15 protein-coding genes are annotated in these 14,930 nt (G+C 41.4%); 5 read left to right on the top strand and 10 right to left on the bottom strand.

Going from position 1 to position 14,930, the window contains the following annotated elements; genetic code table 11:
- Position 1: 1 nt before the first annotated feature.
- A complete protein-coding gene (gene feoB / locus IQ13_RS05435; RefSeq protein WP_144885095.1) occupies positions 2-2,122 on the bottom strand; it encodes a ferrous iron transport protein B in 2,121 nt (706 codons plus the stop codon).
- Between the two features lie 155 nt (positions 2,123-2,277).
- On the opposite strand from feoB, the gene IQ13_RS05430 reads away from it, so the two are divergent.
- The 3 genes from IQ13_RS05430 to IQ13_RS05420 are packed head-to-tail and all read left to right on the top strand — an operon-like array spanning position 2,278 to position 4,605.
- A complete protein-coding gene (locus tag IQ13_RS05430; RefSeq protein WP_144885094.1) occupies positions 2,278-3,915 on the top strand; it encodes a M28 family peptidase in 1,638 nt (545 codons plus the stop codon).
- A gap of 8 nt (positions 3,916-3,923) precedes the next feature.
- Positions 3,924-4,358, top strand: a complete 435-nt coding sequence (locus tag IQ13_RS05425) for an IPExxxVDY family protein (protein WP_144885093.1) — start codon at positions 3,924-3,926, stop codon at positions 4,356-4,358.
- A gap of 13 nt (positions 4,359-4,371) precedes the next feature.
- Positions 4,372-4,605: a 4a-hydroxytetrahydrobiopterin dehydratase gene (locus IQ13_RS05420; protein WP_144885092.1), complete on the top strand. Its 234-nt coding sequence runs from the start codon at positions 4,372-4,374 to the stop codon at positions 4,603-4,605.
- Between the two features lie 18 nt (positions 4,606-4,623).
- Here the strand turns inward: IQ13_RS05420 and selD are convergent, their stop codons facing one another.
- Genes selD through rho form a run of 7 tightly spaced genes read right to left on the bottom strand, consistent with a single transcriptional unit; the run spans position 4,624 to position 11,443 of the window.
- Positions 4,624-5,685: a selenide, water dikinase SelD gene (gene selD, locus IQ13_RS05415; RefSeq protein WP_144885091.1), complete on the bottom strand. Its 1,062-nt coding sequence runs from the start codon at positions 5,683-5,685 to the stop codon at positions 4,624-4,626.
- A gap of 24 nt (positions 5,686-5,709) precedes the next feature.
- A complete protein-coding gene (locus IQ13_RS05410) occupies positions 5,710-6,603 on the bottom strand; it encodes a hypothetical protein (protein WP_144885090.1) in 894 nt (297 codons plus the stop codon).
- Positions 6,604-6,638: 35 nt separating this feature from the next.
- Positions 6,639-8,132, bottom strand: a complete 1,494-nt coding sequence (locus tag IQ13_RS05405; RefSeq protein ID WP_144885089.1) for a MotB domain-containing protein — start codon at positions 8,130-8,132, stop codon at positions 6,639-6,641.
- 28 nt (positions 8,133-8,160) lie between these two features.
- Positions 8,161-9,222 carry a tRNA 2-selenouridine(34) synthase MnmH gene (gene mnmH / locus IQ13_RS05400; protein ID WP_144885088.1) on the bottom strand — a complete coding sequence of 354 codons (1,062 nt, stop codon included), beginning with the start codon at positions 9,220-9,222 and terminating at the stop codon, positions 8,161-8,163.
- Between the two features lie 14 nt (positions 9,223-9,236).
- Entirely contained in the window at positions 9,237-9,428 is a 192-nt protein-coding gene (locus IQ13_RS05395) for a hypothetical protein (RefSeq protein WP_144885087.1), read from the bottom strand.
- Positions 9,429-9,467: 39 nt separating this feature from the next.
- The gene (locus IQ13_RS05390) at positions 9,468-9,776 is read right to left on the bottom strand and encodes a hypothetical protein (RefSeq protein WP_144885086.1); all 309 of its coding nucleotides are present in this window, start codon (positions 9,774-9,776) and stop codon (positions 9,468-9,470) included.
- A gap of 17 nt (positions 9,777-9,793) precedes the next feature.
- Positions 9,794-11,443, bottom strand: a complete 1,650-nt coding sequence (gene rho / locus IQ13_RS05385; RefSeq protein WP_144885085.1) for a transcription termination factor Rho — start codon at positions 11,441-11,443, stop codon at positions 9,794-9,796.
- A gap of 295 nt (positions 11,444-11,738) precedes the next feature.
- On the opposite strand from rho, the gene asnS reads away from it, so the two are divergent.
- Positions 11,739-13,175 carry an asparagine--tRNA ligase gene (gene asnS / locus IQ13_RS05380; protein WP_144885084.1) on the top strand — a complete coding sequence of 479 codons (1,437 nt, stop codon included), beginning with the start codon at positions 11,739-11,741 and terminating at the stop codon, positions 13,173-13,175.
- Between the two features lie 53 nt (positions 13,176-13,228).
- The gene (locus IQ13_RS05375; protein WP_144885083.1) at positions 13,229-13,897 is read left to right on the top strand and encodes a hypothetical protein; all 669 of its coding nucleotides are present in this window, start codon (positions 13,229-13,231) and stop codon (positions 13,895-13,897) included.
- Here the strand turns inward: IQ13_RS05375 and IQ13_RS05370 are convergent, their stop codons facing one another.
- Positions 13,898-14,230 (bottom strand): DUF2304 domain-containing protein, encoded by a 333-nt coding sequence (locus IQ13_RS05370; RefSeq protein WP_144885082.1) that lies wholly within the window; start codon positions 14,228-14,230, stop codon positions 13,898-13,900.
- The gene (locus IQ13_RS05365) at positions 14,227-14,928 is read right to left on the bottom strand and encodes a glycosyltransferase family 2 protein (RefSeq protein WP_158637323.1); all 702 of its coding nucleotides are present in this window, start codon (positions 14,926-14,928) and stop codon (positions 14,227-14,229) included. The genes IQ13_RS05370 and IQ13_RS05365 overlap by 4 nt, the downstream gene beginning before the upstream one ends.
- Positions 14,929-14,930 lie beyond the last annotated feature (2 nt).

The following is a 14,930-nucleotide window of genomic DNA, read 5'->3' as shown; positions in this document are numbered from 1 at the left end:
ATTAACTCAACAGCTGGTAAGCCACGAAGCTGATAACGTAAGCCAGTACGGTCATATACGTTAATTGAATGAGCGGCCATTTCCAGCTGTTGGTTTCTCTTTTAACAACTGCAAGTGTACTCATACATTGCATAGCCAATAAGTAAAACAGCATTAAGGAAACACCGGTAGCAAGCGAATAAATCTTTTCGCCTTTTTCATTTACTGCCGAATTCATTTTCTGCCGCAGCGTTTGTTCATCAGCACCATCACTGTCTACCGAATACAGGGTTGCCATGGTTCCAACAAACACTTCACGTGCCGCAAAAGAGGTAATCAGGGCAATACCAATTTTCCAATCGTAGCCAAGAGGCCTTATAACGGGTTCAATATATTGTCCCATAATACCGGCGTAGGAGTTTTGCAATAAAGCAGCTCCTTTCTCTTTTTCCAACAGATCTTGTTGAGCAGGATTTGCAGCAATCTGTTGTTCGTAGTGCGCAGTAACTTTTTCTAAACGATCACCCGGTCCGTAACTGCTCAGTGCCCATAAGAGCAAACTAATGATCATGATAACCTTACCCGCATCAAACACAAAAATCTTTGCTTTCTCAATCATAGTGAGCAATACATTCTTGTAACGGGGATGCCTGTACAACGGAAGCTCCAGGATAAAAAAGCTTTTCTCTTTGATGTTGATGAATCGTTTGGCAACATACGCAACAAACAAAGCCATCAATACACTAAATACATAAAGCCCCATCATTACCAAACCCTGCAGACTTAAAAAGCCGAGGTAATATTCTTTTGGTACAACCAATGCAATCAAAATTGTATAAACCGGTAGCCTGGCACTACAACTCATGAGCGGAGTAACCAATATAGTGAGTAAACGTTCTTTACGGTTTTCAATATTCCGCACACTCATAATGGCAGGTACGGCGCAGGCAAAGCCACTGATCATGGGCATTACACTTTTACCGTTAAGCCCAACCTTGCGCATAATTTTATCGGTTAAGAAACCAATGCGTGCCATGTAACCGGTTTCTTCCAGTATGGTTGTGAGGCCAAACAGGATCATGATTTGAGGCACAAAAACAAAAATGCCACTTAGCCCGGCAAGTACACCATTGATGAACAGATCGGTGAGTTTGTTTTGCGGTAGCCAGCTGCTGAACCAATTGGAAAGATTGAGGAAAAACAACTCAATCATATCCATCGGGTATTGTGCTATCCAGAAAATACTCTGGAACAAAAGGAACAACACCGTTAATAAAATAGCATAACCCCAAAAACGGTGCAGCAGCACTCTGTCGAGCTTTTCTGCAATCATTTGTTTTTTAACAGGCGACTCCTCAGTGATCGTTGTTTGTACAATTTGTTTAATGCGCTGGTAGCGCTGCATAATTTCTTCGGCCTGTATGCGGGTGTGCTGTACTTTGTTGCGTTGTTCAATTTCTTCAATCTTTTGCTGTTGCTCTTTTGAAAGCAGAAACGATTCGTGATTGATGAGATGATGAATGGCTGAGTAATCGCTCAGCTGCGGTAACAGCTCTTTGACTTCTGTTACAGCTTCGCTTGCAAGATTTTTATTGGGAATAAAATCGAAAGCCGGCGGACGGTACTGCTGTTTCGTGGTTGCTTCAACAGCTTTTTTCAGTTGATCAATACCTTTATTCTTCCGTGGGTTTACCGGCACAACCGGAATCCCCAACTCACGTTCCAGCGCCTTCACATCAATCTGGATGTCTTTTTTACGGGCCACATCCATCATCGTCAGCGACAATACAGCGGGTATTTTCAGATCAATAATCTGCGATACAAATAACAGGTTACGCTTTAAGGTACTTGCATCGGCAACTATAATTACCACATCGGCTTTTACATCGCTGTCCTGGTTCATCAACACTTTATAGCTCACCCATTCGTCTGCACGACGTGGGTATAAACTATACGAGCCGGGTAAGTCAATCAGCTCGGCGGTTGTATGATCACTGATCTTAAATTCACCTGTTTTTTTGTCGACTGTAACCCCCGGAAAATTGCCCACTTTCTGGTTTAAACCGGTAAGTGTATTAAACAAGGAGGTTTTACCGCTGTTGGGGTTTCCAACTAAAGCAATATGGATAGTATTTGTGGCCATGAAAAGCAAGTGCAAATGTAGGAGCAAATTTTCTGAGGATGTTTACGAAGTTCGGAAACATTCTGAGCCAATGTAAAGAGCTGTTTAATTTTTAATGGTCGTGGGTAAGTAACCAAGCATCTGTTTACCTTTACAGCCAAATTGCTCCTACGTTCATGAAAAATGTTGTTGTTGTAAGTATCGCCTTCTTTGTTTTTACAATTTCCAATGCACAAAAGCTTAATAAGGCAGATAAGATTAGTCTTGAAAATCTCCGTAGTCATGTAAGTTACCTTGCAAGCGATCAGCTGGAAGGACGCCGTACAGGTACAAAAGGCGAAGAGCTGGCGTATGTTTATATCTCACAGCAGTTTGAGAAGAACGGATTAACAGCAAAAGGTGAAAAAGGCTTTTTACAACCTTTTGAAGTAAACGAAGGAAAACAGGTTCTTCCTTCCAGTTTTTTTATTATTGATGGCGAGCATTTAAAAGCAGAGATTGATTTTTTCCCGTTGGCATGGAGCGCAAACGGAAGTATGGAAGCGGTTGCAGCTGCCAGCTTGCACGAAAGCGGCAGTGCGTGGTTTTGGGATATCAAAGAGTTGTTGAGTGATAATGAAAAGAATCCCCATTTCGACTTGGTAAACGCAATCCGCACCAAAGAGAAAGATGCTGTACAGAAAGGTGCAACAGCGTTGATTATTTACAACAGCGGAACAAAGGATGCCGGTTTGAAATATGATGGGAAAGACCGATCAGCTTTATCAACCATTCCGGTAATTGTTTTACAGCAACGAATAGCAGCAAAGCTGGCTGCCGATCCGTCGCACATGATGGATATTAAGTTGAAGGTTGAACAGGGCGATAAGATCCGTAAGGGTCATAATGTTGTGGCGTACATTGATAACAATGCAGCTACAACCATCATCATTGGTGCGCATTACGATCATTTGGGTTATGGAGAAGATAACAACTCTCGCCACACCGGCGAAAAAGCGATTCACAATGGTGCTGATGATAATGCAAGTGGTACTGCTGCTTTGCTTGAACTAAGCAGGTTGCTGAAGCTGAAAGGCGAAAAAACAATCAACTATCTTTTCATTGCTTTCAGTGGAGAAGAATTGGGCTTGTATGGTTCAAAATATTTTACCGATCATCCAACCATCTCTTTCAACAATGTCAACTACATGATCAATATGGATATGGTGGGTCGTTTCAGCGATAGTTCCAAAACGATTACTATTGGCGGTATCGGTACTTCTCCTGCATGGGGTACGCTCATCAACGAAAAGAAACCCGCCTTCAACATTAAAGTAGACAGCAGTGGTACGGGTCCTAGCGATCATACATCGTTCTACAGAAAAGATCTTCCTGTTTTATTTTTCTTTACAGGTCTGCATACTGATTACCATAAACCCAGCGATGATTTTGATAAGATCAACTATGTTGGTCAGCTGCAGATAGTAAAATACATAACCCGTTTAATCAGCAGAACCGAGAAAGAGCCAAAGCTTGCTTTTACGAAAACAAGAGAGCAGCAAACTACTACGTCAGCACGTTTTACAGTAAGTATGGGTATTATGCCCGATTATACATTTAGCGGAGCGGGTGTAAAAGTTGATGGTGTGAGTGCAGGAAGAGCAGCAGAAAAAGCCGGAATTAAAACCGGAGATATTGTGGTGAAGTTGGGAGAGTTTGCTATCAGTTCAGTAGAGAGTTATATGCAAACCCTGAGTAAGTTTAAGAAAGGAGATGCTACAAAAGTAAAAGTGAAGCGAGGTGATAAAGAACTCGAGTTTGATATTGCTTTTTAAAATAGTGTATGAAACTGAAAATTGACAACGAGTTACTGGCCGAGGAGTTTTTTGAGGACACCTTGCTGTTGGGCATCATGGCATCGCTCGAAAGTCATCAGTTTGTATGGCAGGTGAATCAATCGCTCCGCTTCGATTTCCGCATCAACAACGAAATAGAAATTCAGCTCACCAAGAAAAACAGGAATTACTTTTTTTCTGTGTTCGAATTTCAGGAACCGCATAAAGCTCTTTGCTATTATCTCTACAAAAACCAGTACGATGGCGAATACCTGTTACCGGAATTTAAGCATCTCGATTATCTCTGGCTGATTAAAGGTGATCTGCCTTCAAAAGAGGATGAACTGGCGTTGATCAATGATATCCGGTCATTGCCTGCAGTACAGTTGGTAATAGAGTTGAACAACGAAAAAATCAAGAACAAACAACATTTAATTCTCTGATAAATTAAACGCTATGTGGCAGGAAACAGACAATAAGCTTTACCGCAAATTTGAGTTTGCTAATTTTTCTGAAGCCTTTGCTTTTATGACCCGTGTTGCATTGGAGGCAGAGAAAATGGATCATCATCCGCTCTGGACAAACGTTTGGAACAAGGTTGAAATTTGGTTAAGCACACACGATGCTGGCGATGTGGTGACAGAGAAAGATAAAAAGCTTGCCGCAAGGATCGACAAGCTTCTCCAATAAAGATTGTTGAGTCAATTCTTAAGCTAAGATGTTGATTATTTTTTCTGTCTGGTTTATCATTCGTCCAATCGGTTGTGCAAATTGAGTCATTCCACTTTCTGCAAATAACTCTTGCACTTTGGTTGCAGCATCTGCTTTAACTGCAATCAGTAATCCCCCGTTTGTTTGCGGATCGGGCAACAGGTTAAATGCTTCCATTACATTTACACCGCTACCAAACGAAACCTTGCTGTTATAGCTGTTCCAGTTACGGTAGGTTGCATCGGGTACAATGCGTTGTGCAGCATATGCTCTTGCGGCTTCAAGAAAAGGAATATGCTGATAGTTTAGTTCTGCAGAAAGATTACTTCCTTCAGCCATTTCAATTAAATGACCAAGCAATCCAAAACCGGTTACATCAGTCATCGCAGTAACAGCAGCGAGTTTTCCGAGTTGCTCACCAATTTTGTTCAACTGTTTCATTTGTTTTGCTGCAATGCCTATGTGTTCTTCTTTCAACAACGATCTTTTTTCTGCAGTACTCAATACACCAACACCAATAGGTTTGGTGAGGAACAAAAGATCGCCTTCGGTTGCTGTGTTATTTTGTTTGAGATGTGTATGCTGTACCAGGCCATTCACTGCAAGGCCAAAGAAGGGTTCAGGGGAGTCAATGCTGTGTCCACCGGCTAATGGAATACCTGCTTCTGCACAAATACTGCGGGCACCATCAAGTACTTGTTGCGCTAACGCAGCGGGCAACTTTTCAACGGGCCAACCAAGAACAGCAATAGCCAGTATTGGTTTACCGCCCATAGCATATACATCGCTGATGGCGTTGGCAGAAGCAATTTGTCCAAAGCTGAAGGCGTCATCCACTATGGGCATAAAGAAGTCTGTCGTGGAAATAATAGCCTGACCATTGCCAATGTCATAAACTGCAGCATCATCTTTACTGCTGTTGCCAACAAGCAAACGTTGATCTGTGATGGATGTAAGATTTGATTGAAGTATCTGCTCTAATACGGCCGGTGCAATTTTGCAACCGCAGCCAGCGCCATGTGAAAATTGTGTAAGACGAATCGGTTCTGTAGAAGTCATGTACAAAGTTAACAGCAGATTTGATTACTGCCGCTTAATTCGTACGGCTGCGCTTTGTTTGGTATCGGATGTAAAACGAATTTCATAACGCTTATCATCTGCACGGATAATGAGCAAGCCGGTATTCGGAGGAATGCTGCCCTGGTTTTCTGCATACAGCGAAATCAGCAGATCTTCTGAACGAGAAGGAGCTGCTAAGCGTTGTTTCAGGCCCTTATCTGTTAAGGCTACCTTACTCAAAAGAATGTTGTTATTGGTAAATACGGAAACGCTGTCACCATCTACCAAACCATCATCGTAGAGTTCGATGTTAATGCTGTCACTGGTGACATTGATTGTTTGCAGAATATTCAACGGGCGTTCTGCCAGCTTAATCGTGTCGGCATTGCTTGATGGCGATCCTTTAGTTTCTTCCGCTACCGGTTTATTAGGTGCAATAACGACTGCATTTTTTTGTTCAAGAATTTTGAGTAGTCCTGATTTGGAAGGATCGTCTTCTTTTTTCAAAAATGTTTTTCCGGCGTCTTCGAAAAGTTGTGTCACACGTTTATGGGCTTGCTTCCAGTCGCCTGTTGCTTCTGTACCATTTCCGCTGATAAACAGAATGTGCGTTTGGAAATTGTTGTTGTCGCCAGGTGGATTTTCATAGATGGTTTTCGTTTCAGTGATCACCATATAGCCATCAAACAGCGTTCCTTTGATGTCGCAAACTGCATAAAAATTGCCATCCAGCAAAGTAGAATAGGAGTAACCTGTAAGCTTGTTGCCGTCCTGAAAAATCAGCAGTTCGTATTTGTAATTAGCCGATAGTTGTAACGGATGTGTACTTGTAAAACGCCCACGCCAAAGGCCGGACACATCTTGTGCCGCTACCGAAAGACAAAGCACGAGTAAGCATAAAGTGGTTACAAACTTCATGTTACAAAGATGGTAATTGGAATGATATAAAACTGTTATTCTTTACGCCGCAAAACCACTGATGCGTTCTTGTTGAGCGTTGATGTAAAGTGAACCTGGTAGCGTTCATTGTTGGTTGTAATTACCAGCAAACCGGAGTTTGGCGGAATTCGTCCAAGGTTTTCAGCAAAAAGCGTCAATTGTATGGTTTCTCCGTTGTTGATCGGAATGGTTTTTTTAAACGCATTTGCTGTTAATCCGATTTTCGAAAGTAGCAATTCATTATTTAGAAAAACACTAACCGTGTCGCCATCAATTTCACCATTATCATAAAGCGAAAGAATTACACTGTCACCAGAAAGTTCAAGTGCATCGATAATTTCTATTTGTCTTGTTACAAGAACAGGATTGTTAATAACGGGTTGTTTTGAAGGCGGAACAGGCTTGCCGCTTGTATTTTCAACAATTGTAGTACCAATGGTGCTGATGCTTGTTTGCTGTTGCGTAGGCGCAACAGGTGTTACAGGTTTTTGATCAACAGGTTGTGTATTTGGTTTGTTGATAGCTGCGTTTGTATTGTTAGCGACGGGTTGTGAGGTTTGTGGTTTGTTGACAGTTGTGGACTGTGGTTGTGTTTGCGCACTAGGCTTGTTTTGGTTAACCGCAACGTCGGTTGGTTTCGGTTTAGTAGCCCCAACGGTTGCGTTATTTTTTATAATGTCTTTCTGAGTGATCGTCTGTTGCTGATGATTCTGGGCAGTTGGCTTATTCTGGGTAACTGTTATGTCAGTCGGTGTCGGTTTTGGTTTGTTGACAACAGCAGTTGCATTATTTTTTGCAGTGTCTATAACAATGTTTTGTTGTTGCTGTTGCGTAGTTGGTTTGTTTTGATTGACTGCTATATCGCTTGGCTTTGTTTGTGTTTCAGTTTTGTTGATTGTCGTGTTTACCTGCACAGGGTTTTTTGTAGCAGCTTTTTGTTGGGTCGTTGCATCATTGTTCGTTGGTTGATTAGCAGCAATGTCACTTTGCTTCGGCTGTGTTTTTTCCTCAAACAGCATTTCCTTGGTCAGCTGTTTTTCATCCAGTCGTTTGTATAGCTGTGTCGCTAAATAATTGCGTTCACGGCTTACTGAAACAGAGCCGGTAATAGGTAAGAATTTTTTTGTTCTCGAAGTACTCCATTCGCCCGGCATTACAGAAACGGTATCATGATCTGTTTGTATTTTAAAAAACATCACTGTTTTTACACCGCTTGTTTTTTCTTTGAAATTATTGCTGACTGATTTTTCATCTTCAACAATTAATACACTGTCAGCGATACGTGCCGTTACCTTAACCAGGTTATAGTACAGAACATCTTCAACGATGAATAAGCGTTGGCAATAACCAACCAGTTTACCGTCTTTCTCTTTTAAGGTCAATTCAAAATCTACAGTATACTTTGGACTGTCTACTTCCATTTTTCCTTTGTAAACACCTGTAACTACTTGTGCCTTCGAAGCAAAGGCCATAAGAAGGAGCGAGAGTAGAAGTAAATAGTTTTTCATGTAGTTGTTTTAGGCAGACGGCCTAGTGCTATACCGGCTGCTGTGTTAATTGATCAATATTGGATACTGAGACTGTTGTACAGGGTACTTTATGTAATAACGCTTCAAGTTGTTCTCTATTATGCATGCCTTTGAGATACCATTTGTCGTAGTAGGTAAGCAGTATGCGGAAACAGTCGGCAATACGGTCCTCGATAAGGGCATTGATGGCTTCTTTGGTTTCCAGTCCGCCAAGGCGCTTTTTAATACGGATAATGGCATTTACCAGCCGTTCCCGCTCATGTTTACCGTATTCCTGCACCAAAAATTTGAGTCTTTCTTCAAAGGGAATGTCTACAAAGAATAGAGGGAAGCTGCGCATCTGTTTCCACAAGTTGATAGGAATATTGACGTCACCAATACGCTGGCTTTCGTCTTCTACCCAAATGGGTTCAGGTCTTAAGGACGCTTTCCAAAGTGAAAGTGCTAACAGGTTTTCAAACTGCTCCTGTGATGGCTGCGGAGGCATACCAAGATTACCGAACGCAGAGCCTTTGTGTTTGGCTAATCCCTCCAGATCAATGGCATTCTCCTTTCGTTTCATCAAGGCTTCCAATAGATAGGTTTTACCACTACCGGTGAAACCTCCCAGCACTTTAAAGCGGTAGTCTTTTTCAAACTGGGCCAAAGCCCATTTGCGGAATGATTTGTAACCACCCACAAGCGTGTACACGTCAAAGCCATATAAGTCGAGTAACCAGGCTACTGCTCCGCTACGCATACCGCCACGCCAGCAGTGAACCAAGACTGTTCTTCCGGATGTGGATTTATTGTCGCCGGTTTTAAAGTTGTCACAGATGTGTTCGGCCTCTTCTACCATCTTCCGCATCTTCACGCCAAAATAGTCAAGACCTATTTTAATTGCTTTTTGCCGGCTTTCCTGCTTATAAGCAGTACCAACAACTTTTCGCTCCTCATCTGTAAATAAGGGGAATGAAAACGCATTGTTGATATGGGCATGCTTGTATTCGCCCGGACTACGTACATCCAAAACAGGCAACTGTTCCGTGAGTGGAAGAAATTCGTCGATCGTGATTTTTTTAACGGCCATACGCAGCTGTAAAATTATTTATTCTTGCGGTATGCAAGCAAGAGTGTAATGAGCCATAGAAAAATGGCAACACTGAAGAACGTAATAGTTAGCTGCTTGGCGATAAGAAATGATTGCAGATCGCTGGTAAAAAACCAGGTATAACACATGGCAAGAAAAGACAGAATGCCAATGGCACGACAGATATTGACAATTCGGGATAGCATAAAATAAAAAACAGTCCTGCAATCTGCAGGACTGTTTAGTTAGTTTTCTTTTATTTGGATATTTACTTCCTTACCTTTTTTCTCCAGTTTTATCTTTCCTCCATCGTCGGTTTTAATTTCAACTTTACCGTCTTTTCCTTCCACTTTAATTCCATCTTCGGAGTTGATCTTTACGCCGGTAGAATCAGCACCCGTAATAGAAATGCCTTCGCTGTTAATTTTTATTTCGCTGGAATCACCTTTGATTTCAATCTTCGACTCACTTTCAGCTTTTTCATTATCGCTTTTTTGCGAATCATCACAGGCATAAAAACCAAGAACAAGAAGTAATAAAAGAAACTGTTTCATAAAGAAATATTTGTGGTTTATCCATTCATGCTGGTAAGGAATTCCATATTGTCTTTCGTACCACGCATGTGCTGCAATAAGGTATTCATTGCTTCTTCTGTATTCATATCGGCCATGTGTTTGCGCAATACCCACATACGTTTTGCTACATCTTTATCAAGTAACAAATCATCACGACGTGTACTTGATGCAACAATGTCAATGGCAGGGAAGATACGTTTGTTGGCGAGTTTACGATCAAGAGCAAGCTCCATGTTGCCGGTACCTTTAAATTCTTCAAAAATCACCTCATCCATTTTACTACCTGTATCTACAAGTGCAGTTGCAAGAATAGTTAAGGATCCACCGTTTTCAATTTTACGTGCAGCACCAAAGAATTGTTTCGGCTTTTGCATTGCATTTGCTTCAACACCACCACTCAATACTTTACCACTTGCAGGAGCAACGGTATTATGTGCACGTGCAAGACGGGTAATAGAATCAAGCAGGATCACCACATCGTGTCCGCACTCTACTAAGCGTTTTGCTTTTTGCAAAATAATGGTTGAAACTTTTACGTGTTTTTCAGCAGGTTCGTCAAATGTAGAAGCAACCACTTCTGCTTTCACACTGCGTTCCATATCGGTAACCTCTTCCGGACGCTCGTCTACCAGCAAAACAATCAGGTATACTTCCGGATGGTTTTCTGCAATTGCGTTGGCTACTTCTTTGAGCAAGACTGTTTTACCCACTTTTGGTTGGGCTACAATTAAACCACGCTGACCTTTACCAATTGGCGTAAACAGGTCCATAATACGTGTGCTGTAGTTGCTGGAAGTTGTAGAGAGGTTTAATTTTTCAAACGGGAAGAGCGGAGTAAGATAATCAAACGGAACCCGGTCACGAACTTCTTCCGGACGTTTACCGTTGATGGTATCTACTTTCAGTAAGGCAAAATATTTTTCACCTTCTTTTGGCGGGCGAACAGAGCCATATACGGTATCACCGGTTTTCAAACCAAATAATTTGATTTGTGAAGGAGATACGTAAATATCATCCGGGCTTGACAGATAATTATAGTCGCTGCTGCGTAAGAAGCCATAACCATCGGGCATCATCTCCAACACGCCTTCACCTTGTATTACACCATCAAACTCGATATTAAAGGCTTGTTCTTTCTTTTGCGGATATTGATGACGTTGTTGTTGTGCGGGGCGTTCCGGTGCAGGAGCCGTTTCTGCTTCCTGAACAGATTCTGCCAGCAACTCGCTTAATTCCATTTCAGGAGGACCAGCAACAAAATCATCATCACCCGGAATAATAAAACCTGCTGGAATAATTGGTTCAGCTGGTGAAGCTGGTTTTTCCACTTTTTTCAAGGTTTTCTTTTGGGCAGGAGCAGGAGCTTCTTCTTTTTTCTTTTTCGCTTTTACAGGTGCTTCCGCATCGTCACCGCTCTCCACAACTGCTTCTTCTGTACCGGAAGCGGTGGTTGTTTTCACAATGCGTTTGCGTTTGCCTTTTTCTTCGGTTCCTTTTGTTTCACTGGACATAACGGCTTGTTTATCGAGGATTTTATAGACCAATTGTTGTTTGTCCATTTTCTTGGCACCGGTAATTTTCAGTTGCTCTGCAATATCGAGCAACTCAGGAACGAGCATATCGTTCAGTTGTAGGATGTCGTACATAAAAAATTTAGTTCATTAACACGGGATGATAATTCGTAAAACTTTTTTTAGATCTGTAAGTTTGAAATGATACGTTTGGGAACTTGGAATGACCGAATTTGATGAGCTCGTGGAAGATCGGATTTTTAAATATCGGTCGGTTTCCTCTGCAATGTTACGTGAAAATCGGAAAAACCGAAAAAAAAGTATTGTGCAGTAAAATCAAGTCCTGATGGGCTTTTTGACCCAACCACATCGAATTTGATGAACAAGCTGTAAAAGCAGTAGTTATCTTTGCCGCTCAAATTTCAGCAATATGTTTAACAAAAGAGTTAAAATTAAGGAACTGCTCACGTGGGAGCCGAAAGATCAGCAGGTAACCGTTATGGGTTGGGTACGTACGTTTCGTAACAATCAGTTTATTGCCTTGAACGATGGAAGTACCAATAATAACCTGCAGGTGGTAGTAGAGCTGGGCAAGTTTGATGATGAATTGCTGAAGAGAATTACCACATCGGCTTCTTTGAAAGTGAGTGGTCATGTGATTCCATCGTTAGGGAAAGGACAAAAGCTGGAAGTTAGAGGGGAGACAATTGAAATACTAGGCGATAGTGATGCAGAGAAATATCCGCTGCAACCAAAAAAACACAGCCTTGAGTTTTTACGTGAAATTGCACACCTCCGTTTCCGTACCAACACATTTGGTTCTGTGTTCCGCATCCGTCATTCCCTGGCGTTTGCGATTCACAAATTCTACAATGAAAAAGGGTTTGTGTACATGCATACGCCTATTGTTACCGCCAGCGATGCTGAGGGTGCCGGCGAAATGTTTCGTGTAACCACCTTACCGTTAGATAATCCGCCACGCAACGAAGATGGTTCGGTGAATTTTAAAGAAGATTTCTTTGGACGTTCTTCGAACCTCACAGTGAGTGGGCAGTTGGAAGGTGAGTTGGGTGCAACGGCGTTTGGCGAAATTTATACTTTCGGTCCAACCTTCCGTGCGGAGAATTCGAACACAGCACGACACCTGGCAGAGTTCTGGATGATTGAACCTGAAATGGCTTTTTGCGATCTGGAAGACAATATGAATCTTGCCGAAGAATTTATCAAGTATATTATCAAATACGCAATGGAGCATAACAGGGAAGACCTGGAGTTTCTTGCGCAACGTTTGGCAGATGAAGAAAAACAATTGCCACAAGACAAACGAAGCGAAATGGGCTTGATTGAAAAGCTCGAGTTTGTTGTGAACAACAGCTTTGAGCGTATTACGTATACGGAAGCGATTGATATTTTACTTCAATCTCCTGCATACAAAAAGAAAAAGTTCCAGTACGATGTGAAGTGGGGCATTGATATGCAGAGTGAGCATGAGCGTTACCTGGTTGAAAAGCATTTCAAAAAGCCGGTAATTGTAACCAACTATCCTAAGGATATCAAAGCCTTCTACATGCGACAAAATGATGATGGCAAAACAGTAGCAGCAATGGATATTCTCGCGCCCGGCATTGGCGAAATAGTGGGCGGCTCACAAAGAGAAGAACGTTTGGATAAACTAGAACAGCGCATGGCAGAAATGCATATTCCTGCGGAGGAGTTGTGGTGGTACCTTGATACACGCAGGTTCGGTACAGTTCCGCATGCAGGTTTTGGTCTTGGATTTGAACGTATTGTGCAGTTTGTAACTGGTATGGGTAACATTCGTGATGTTATTGCATTTCCACGTACACCCAAGAATTGTGAATTTTAAGCATCAAGCAGCAATGAAAAGCGTTTTTGTATCTTTAGATCAAATTCTAAACCATGCAAAAAACGCTTTTTGTTTGTACAATCATTTTTATTGTATTAACGGCTGGTAATTGTAAAAAGCCAGCTACACCCTCGGAGGAAACCGGCGACTATCAACCCCTTACTGTTGGTAGTGAGTGGAATTATACTGTTACAGGATCGAACGCTGGTTCTTACAAAGTAACAATCCTCAATAGAGATACCACTATTAATGGCAAAGTATATAGTGTAGCGAGTAACTCGGCAGGTGTAAACGAATACTATGCAAAGTTCAATGGTGAATACCTCCGTTACAACAAGTTTGCAGAATTGAATAACCAAACCATTGAGCTTTTGTATTTAAAAGATAAGCTCGCAAAGGGGGCAACCTGGACAGAAGTGAAAACGGTGAATATAAGTCTTGGTGGCTCATCTGTTCCTGTTACTGCAACACTGGTGTTTACCATAAGTGAAAAGGGAATTGATTATGTTGTGAATGGAACAACGTTCAAGAACGTAATTAAAGTGACTGTGGCCCCAAGTTTCAGTATTTTTGGTAGTACGCAAAATCCTGATTCGTACGATCTGCAATACTACTATGCTTTTAATGTTGGTTTGATCTATAGCAAAACAAGCATTGTTATGGCGTTGGCAGGTATCAATCAAAACGCAGAGACAAGGATTGGGGCGTATACGATAAAATAGTTATTCGTTTTCAAGTTTGTCGGCTTCAGCTATGGCCTCTTTTCGTATTACGTCGGTGATCATTTGTTCCAGCCTTCGTAAGCGTGCATATAGTTTAAGTGAAACGAAGACAAAAAGTAAAATACAGAGGTAAAATACAAGATCTGCCCCTCTGCCTACACCAAGTTTGTGTGCAATTATATTTGTCCATTCTGGAAACAGTATAAAAGTGATTGCTGTCCCAACGAGTGTTGTAAATACTAATAGATCTGCGATATTATTTCGTCTTCTTATGAAAAACACGAATGCTGCTACTAATATTCCACTGATTAATATTATTTGAATACCTGTCATTCGAAGAGTTTATGCAAAATTAAATCGAAAAAAATGCGAATACTATTCCAAACTGGTTGTCCCTTGGATTTGGAATAATCTGTATAACTAATGCTTACAGATACTTCAGTAAACCGTAATCTGTTTTTTTTGACCAGGAATAGTATTTCCGAAGCGTGTGCCATACGGTTTTCGGTAAGAATGATTTTTGTTGATGCTTTGGATGTCATCGCTCGCAGGCCGTTGTGCGCATCACTTAACAGGAGTCCGGAAAAAATGTAGTTGATATATCTTCCAAAAAATAGTAGTATTTTTTTTTGAATTGGTATATAGCCTGACAATGTTGGTACAAGAAAACGTGATCCGAAAACAATATCTATTGTATCATCTTCTAAGGGATGTAGCAGAGTTGCGACATCTTTTGCTGAGTGTTGACCATCGGCATCGAAATGAACGATATAGGTAGCACCCTTCGATAAGGCGAAGTTCGTTCCTGTTTGAAGAGCGGCACCTTGTCCTAGGTTTAACTTGTGTCTGATGTAATGAACAGGTAGATTTTTTAAATATAGGGATTGTCGTATAGTAGAGCCGTCATCAATAACTACAACAGAGTATTTTTTTTCAACAAGCATAGAAACAACATCACGTAGAACCTCATTCTCATTGTAGGAGGGTACAAGTACAAATACAGACTGATTATCGTTTTGTAAATTGTTCAAGG

The sequence above is a fragment of the Lacibacter cauensis genome (assembly GCF_007830055.1).
GTDB classification, from domain to species: domain Bacteria; phylum Bacteroidota; class Bacteroidia; order Chitinophagales; family Chitinophagaceae; genus Lacibacter; species Lacibacter cauensis.
The sequence above is the reverse complement of the archived record's forward strand: the minus strand, read 5'-3'. Positions and strand labels throughout refer to the sequence as shown.

What these genes read in the sequence shown, in the direction of transcription:
- IQ13_RS05420 (WP_144885092.1), top strand. Translation starts at nt 4,372, where the DNA reads ATGTGGCAGGAAACAGACAATAAGCTTTACCGCAAATTTGAGTTTGCT.
- IQ13_RS05425 (WP_144885093.1), top strand. Translation starts at nt 3,924, where the DNA reads ATGAAACTGAAAATTGACAACGAGTTACTGGCCGAGGAGTTTTTTGAG.
- feoB (WP_144885095.1), bottom strand. Translation starts at nt 2,122, where the DNA reads ATGGCCACAAATACTATCCATATTGCTTTAGTTGGAAACCCCAACAGC.
- IQ13_RS05370 (WP_144885082.1), bottom strand. Translation starts at nt 14,230, where the DNA reads ATGACAGGTATTCAAATAATATTAATCAGTGGAATATTAGTAGCAGCA.
- IQ13_RS05390 (WP_144885086.1), bottom strand. Translation starts at nt 9,776, where the DNA reads ATGAAACAGTTTCTTTTATTACTTCTTGTTCTTGGTTTTTATGCCTGT.
- IQ13_RS05395 (WP_144885087.1), bottom strand. Translation starts at nt 9,428, where the DNA reads ATGCTATCCCGAATTGTCAATATCTGTCGTGCCATTGGCATTCTGTCT.
- rho (WP_144885085.1), bottom strand. Translation starts at nt 11,443, where the DNA reads ATGTACGACATCCTACAACTGAACGATATGCTCGTTCCTGAGTTGCTC.
- mnmH (WP_144885088.1), bottom strand. Translation starts at nt 9,222, where the DNA reads ATGGCCGTTAAAAAAATCACGATCGACGAATTTCTTCCACTCACGGAA.
- IQ13_RS05410 (WP_144885090.1), bottom strand. Translation starts at nt 6,603, where the DNA reads ATGAAGTTTGTAACCACTTTATGCTTACTCGTGCTTTGTCTTTCGGTA.
- asnS (WP_144885084.1), top strand. Translation starts at nt 11,739, where the DNA reads ATGTTTAACAAAAGAGTTAAAATTAAGGAACTGCTCACGTGGGAGCCG.
- IQ13_RS05430 (WP_144885094.1), top strand. Translation starts at nt 2,278, where the DNA reads ATGAAAAATGTTGTTGTTGTAAGTATCGCCTTCTTTGTTTTTACAATT.
- IQ13_RS05405 (WP_144885089.1), bottom strand. Translation starts at nt 8,132, where the DNA reads ATGAAAAACTATTTACTTCTACTCTCGCTCCTTCTTATGGCCTTTGCT.
- IQ13_RS05375 (WP_144885083.1), top strand. Translation starts at nt 13,229, where the DNA reads ATGCAAAAAACGCTTTTTGTTTGTACAATCATTTTTATTGTATTAACG.
- selD (WP_144885091.1), bottom strand. Translation starts at nt 5,685, where the DNA reads ATGACTTCTACAGAACCGATTCGTCTTACACAATTTTCACATGGCGCT.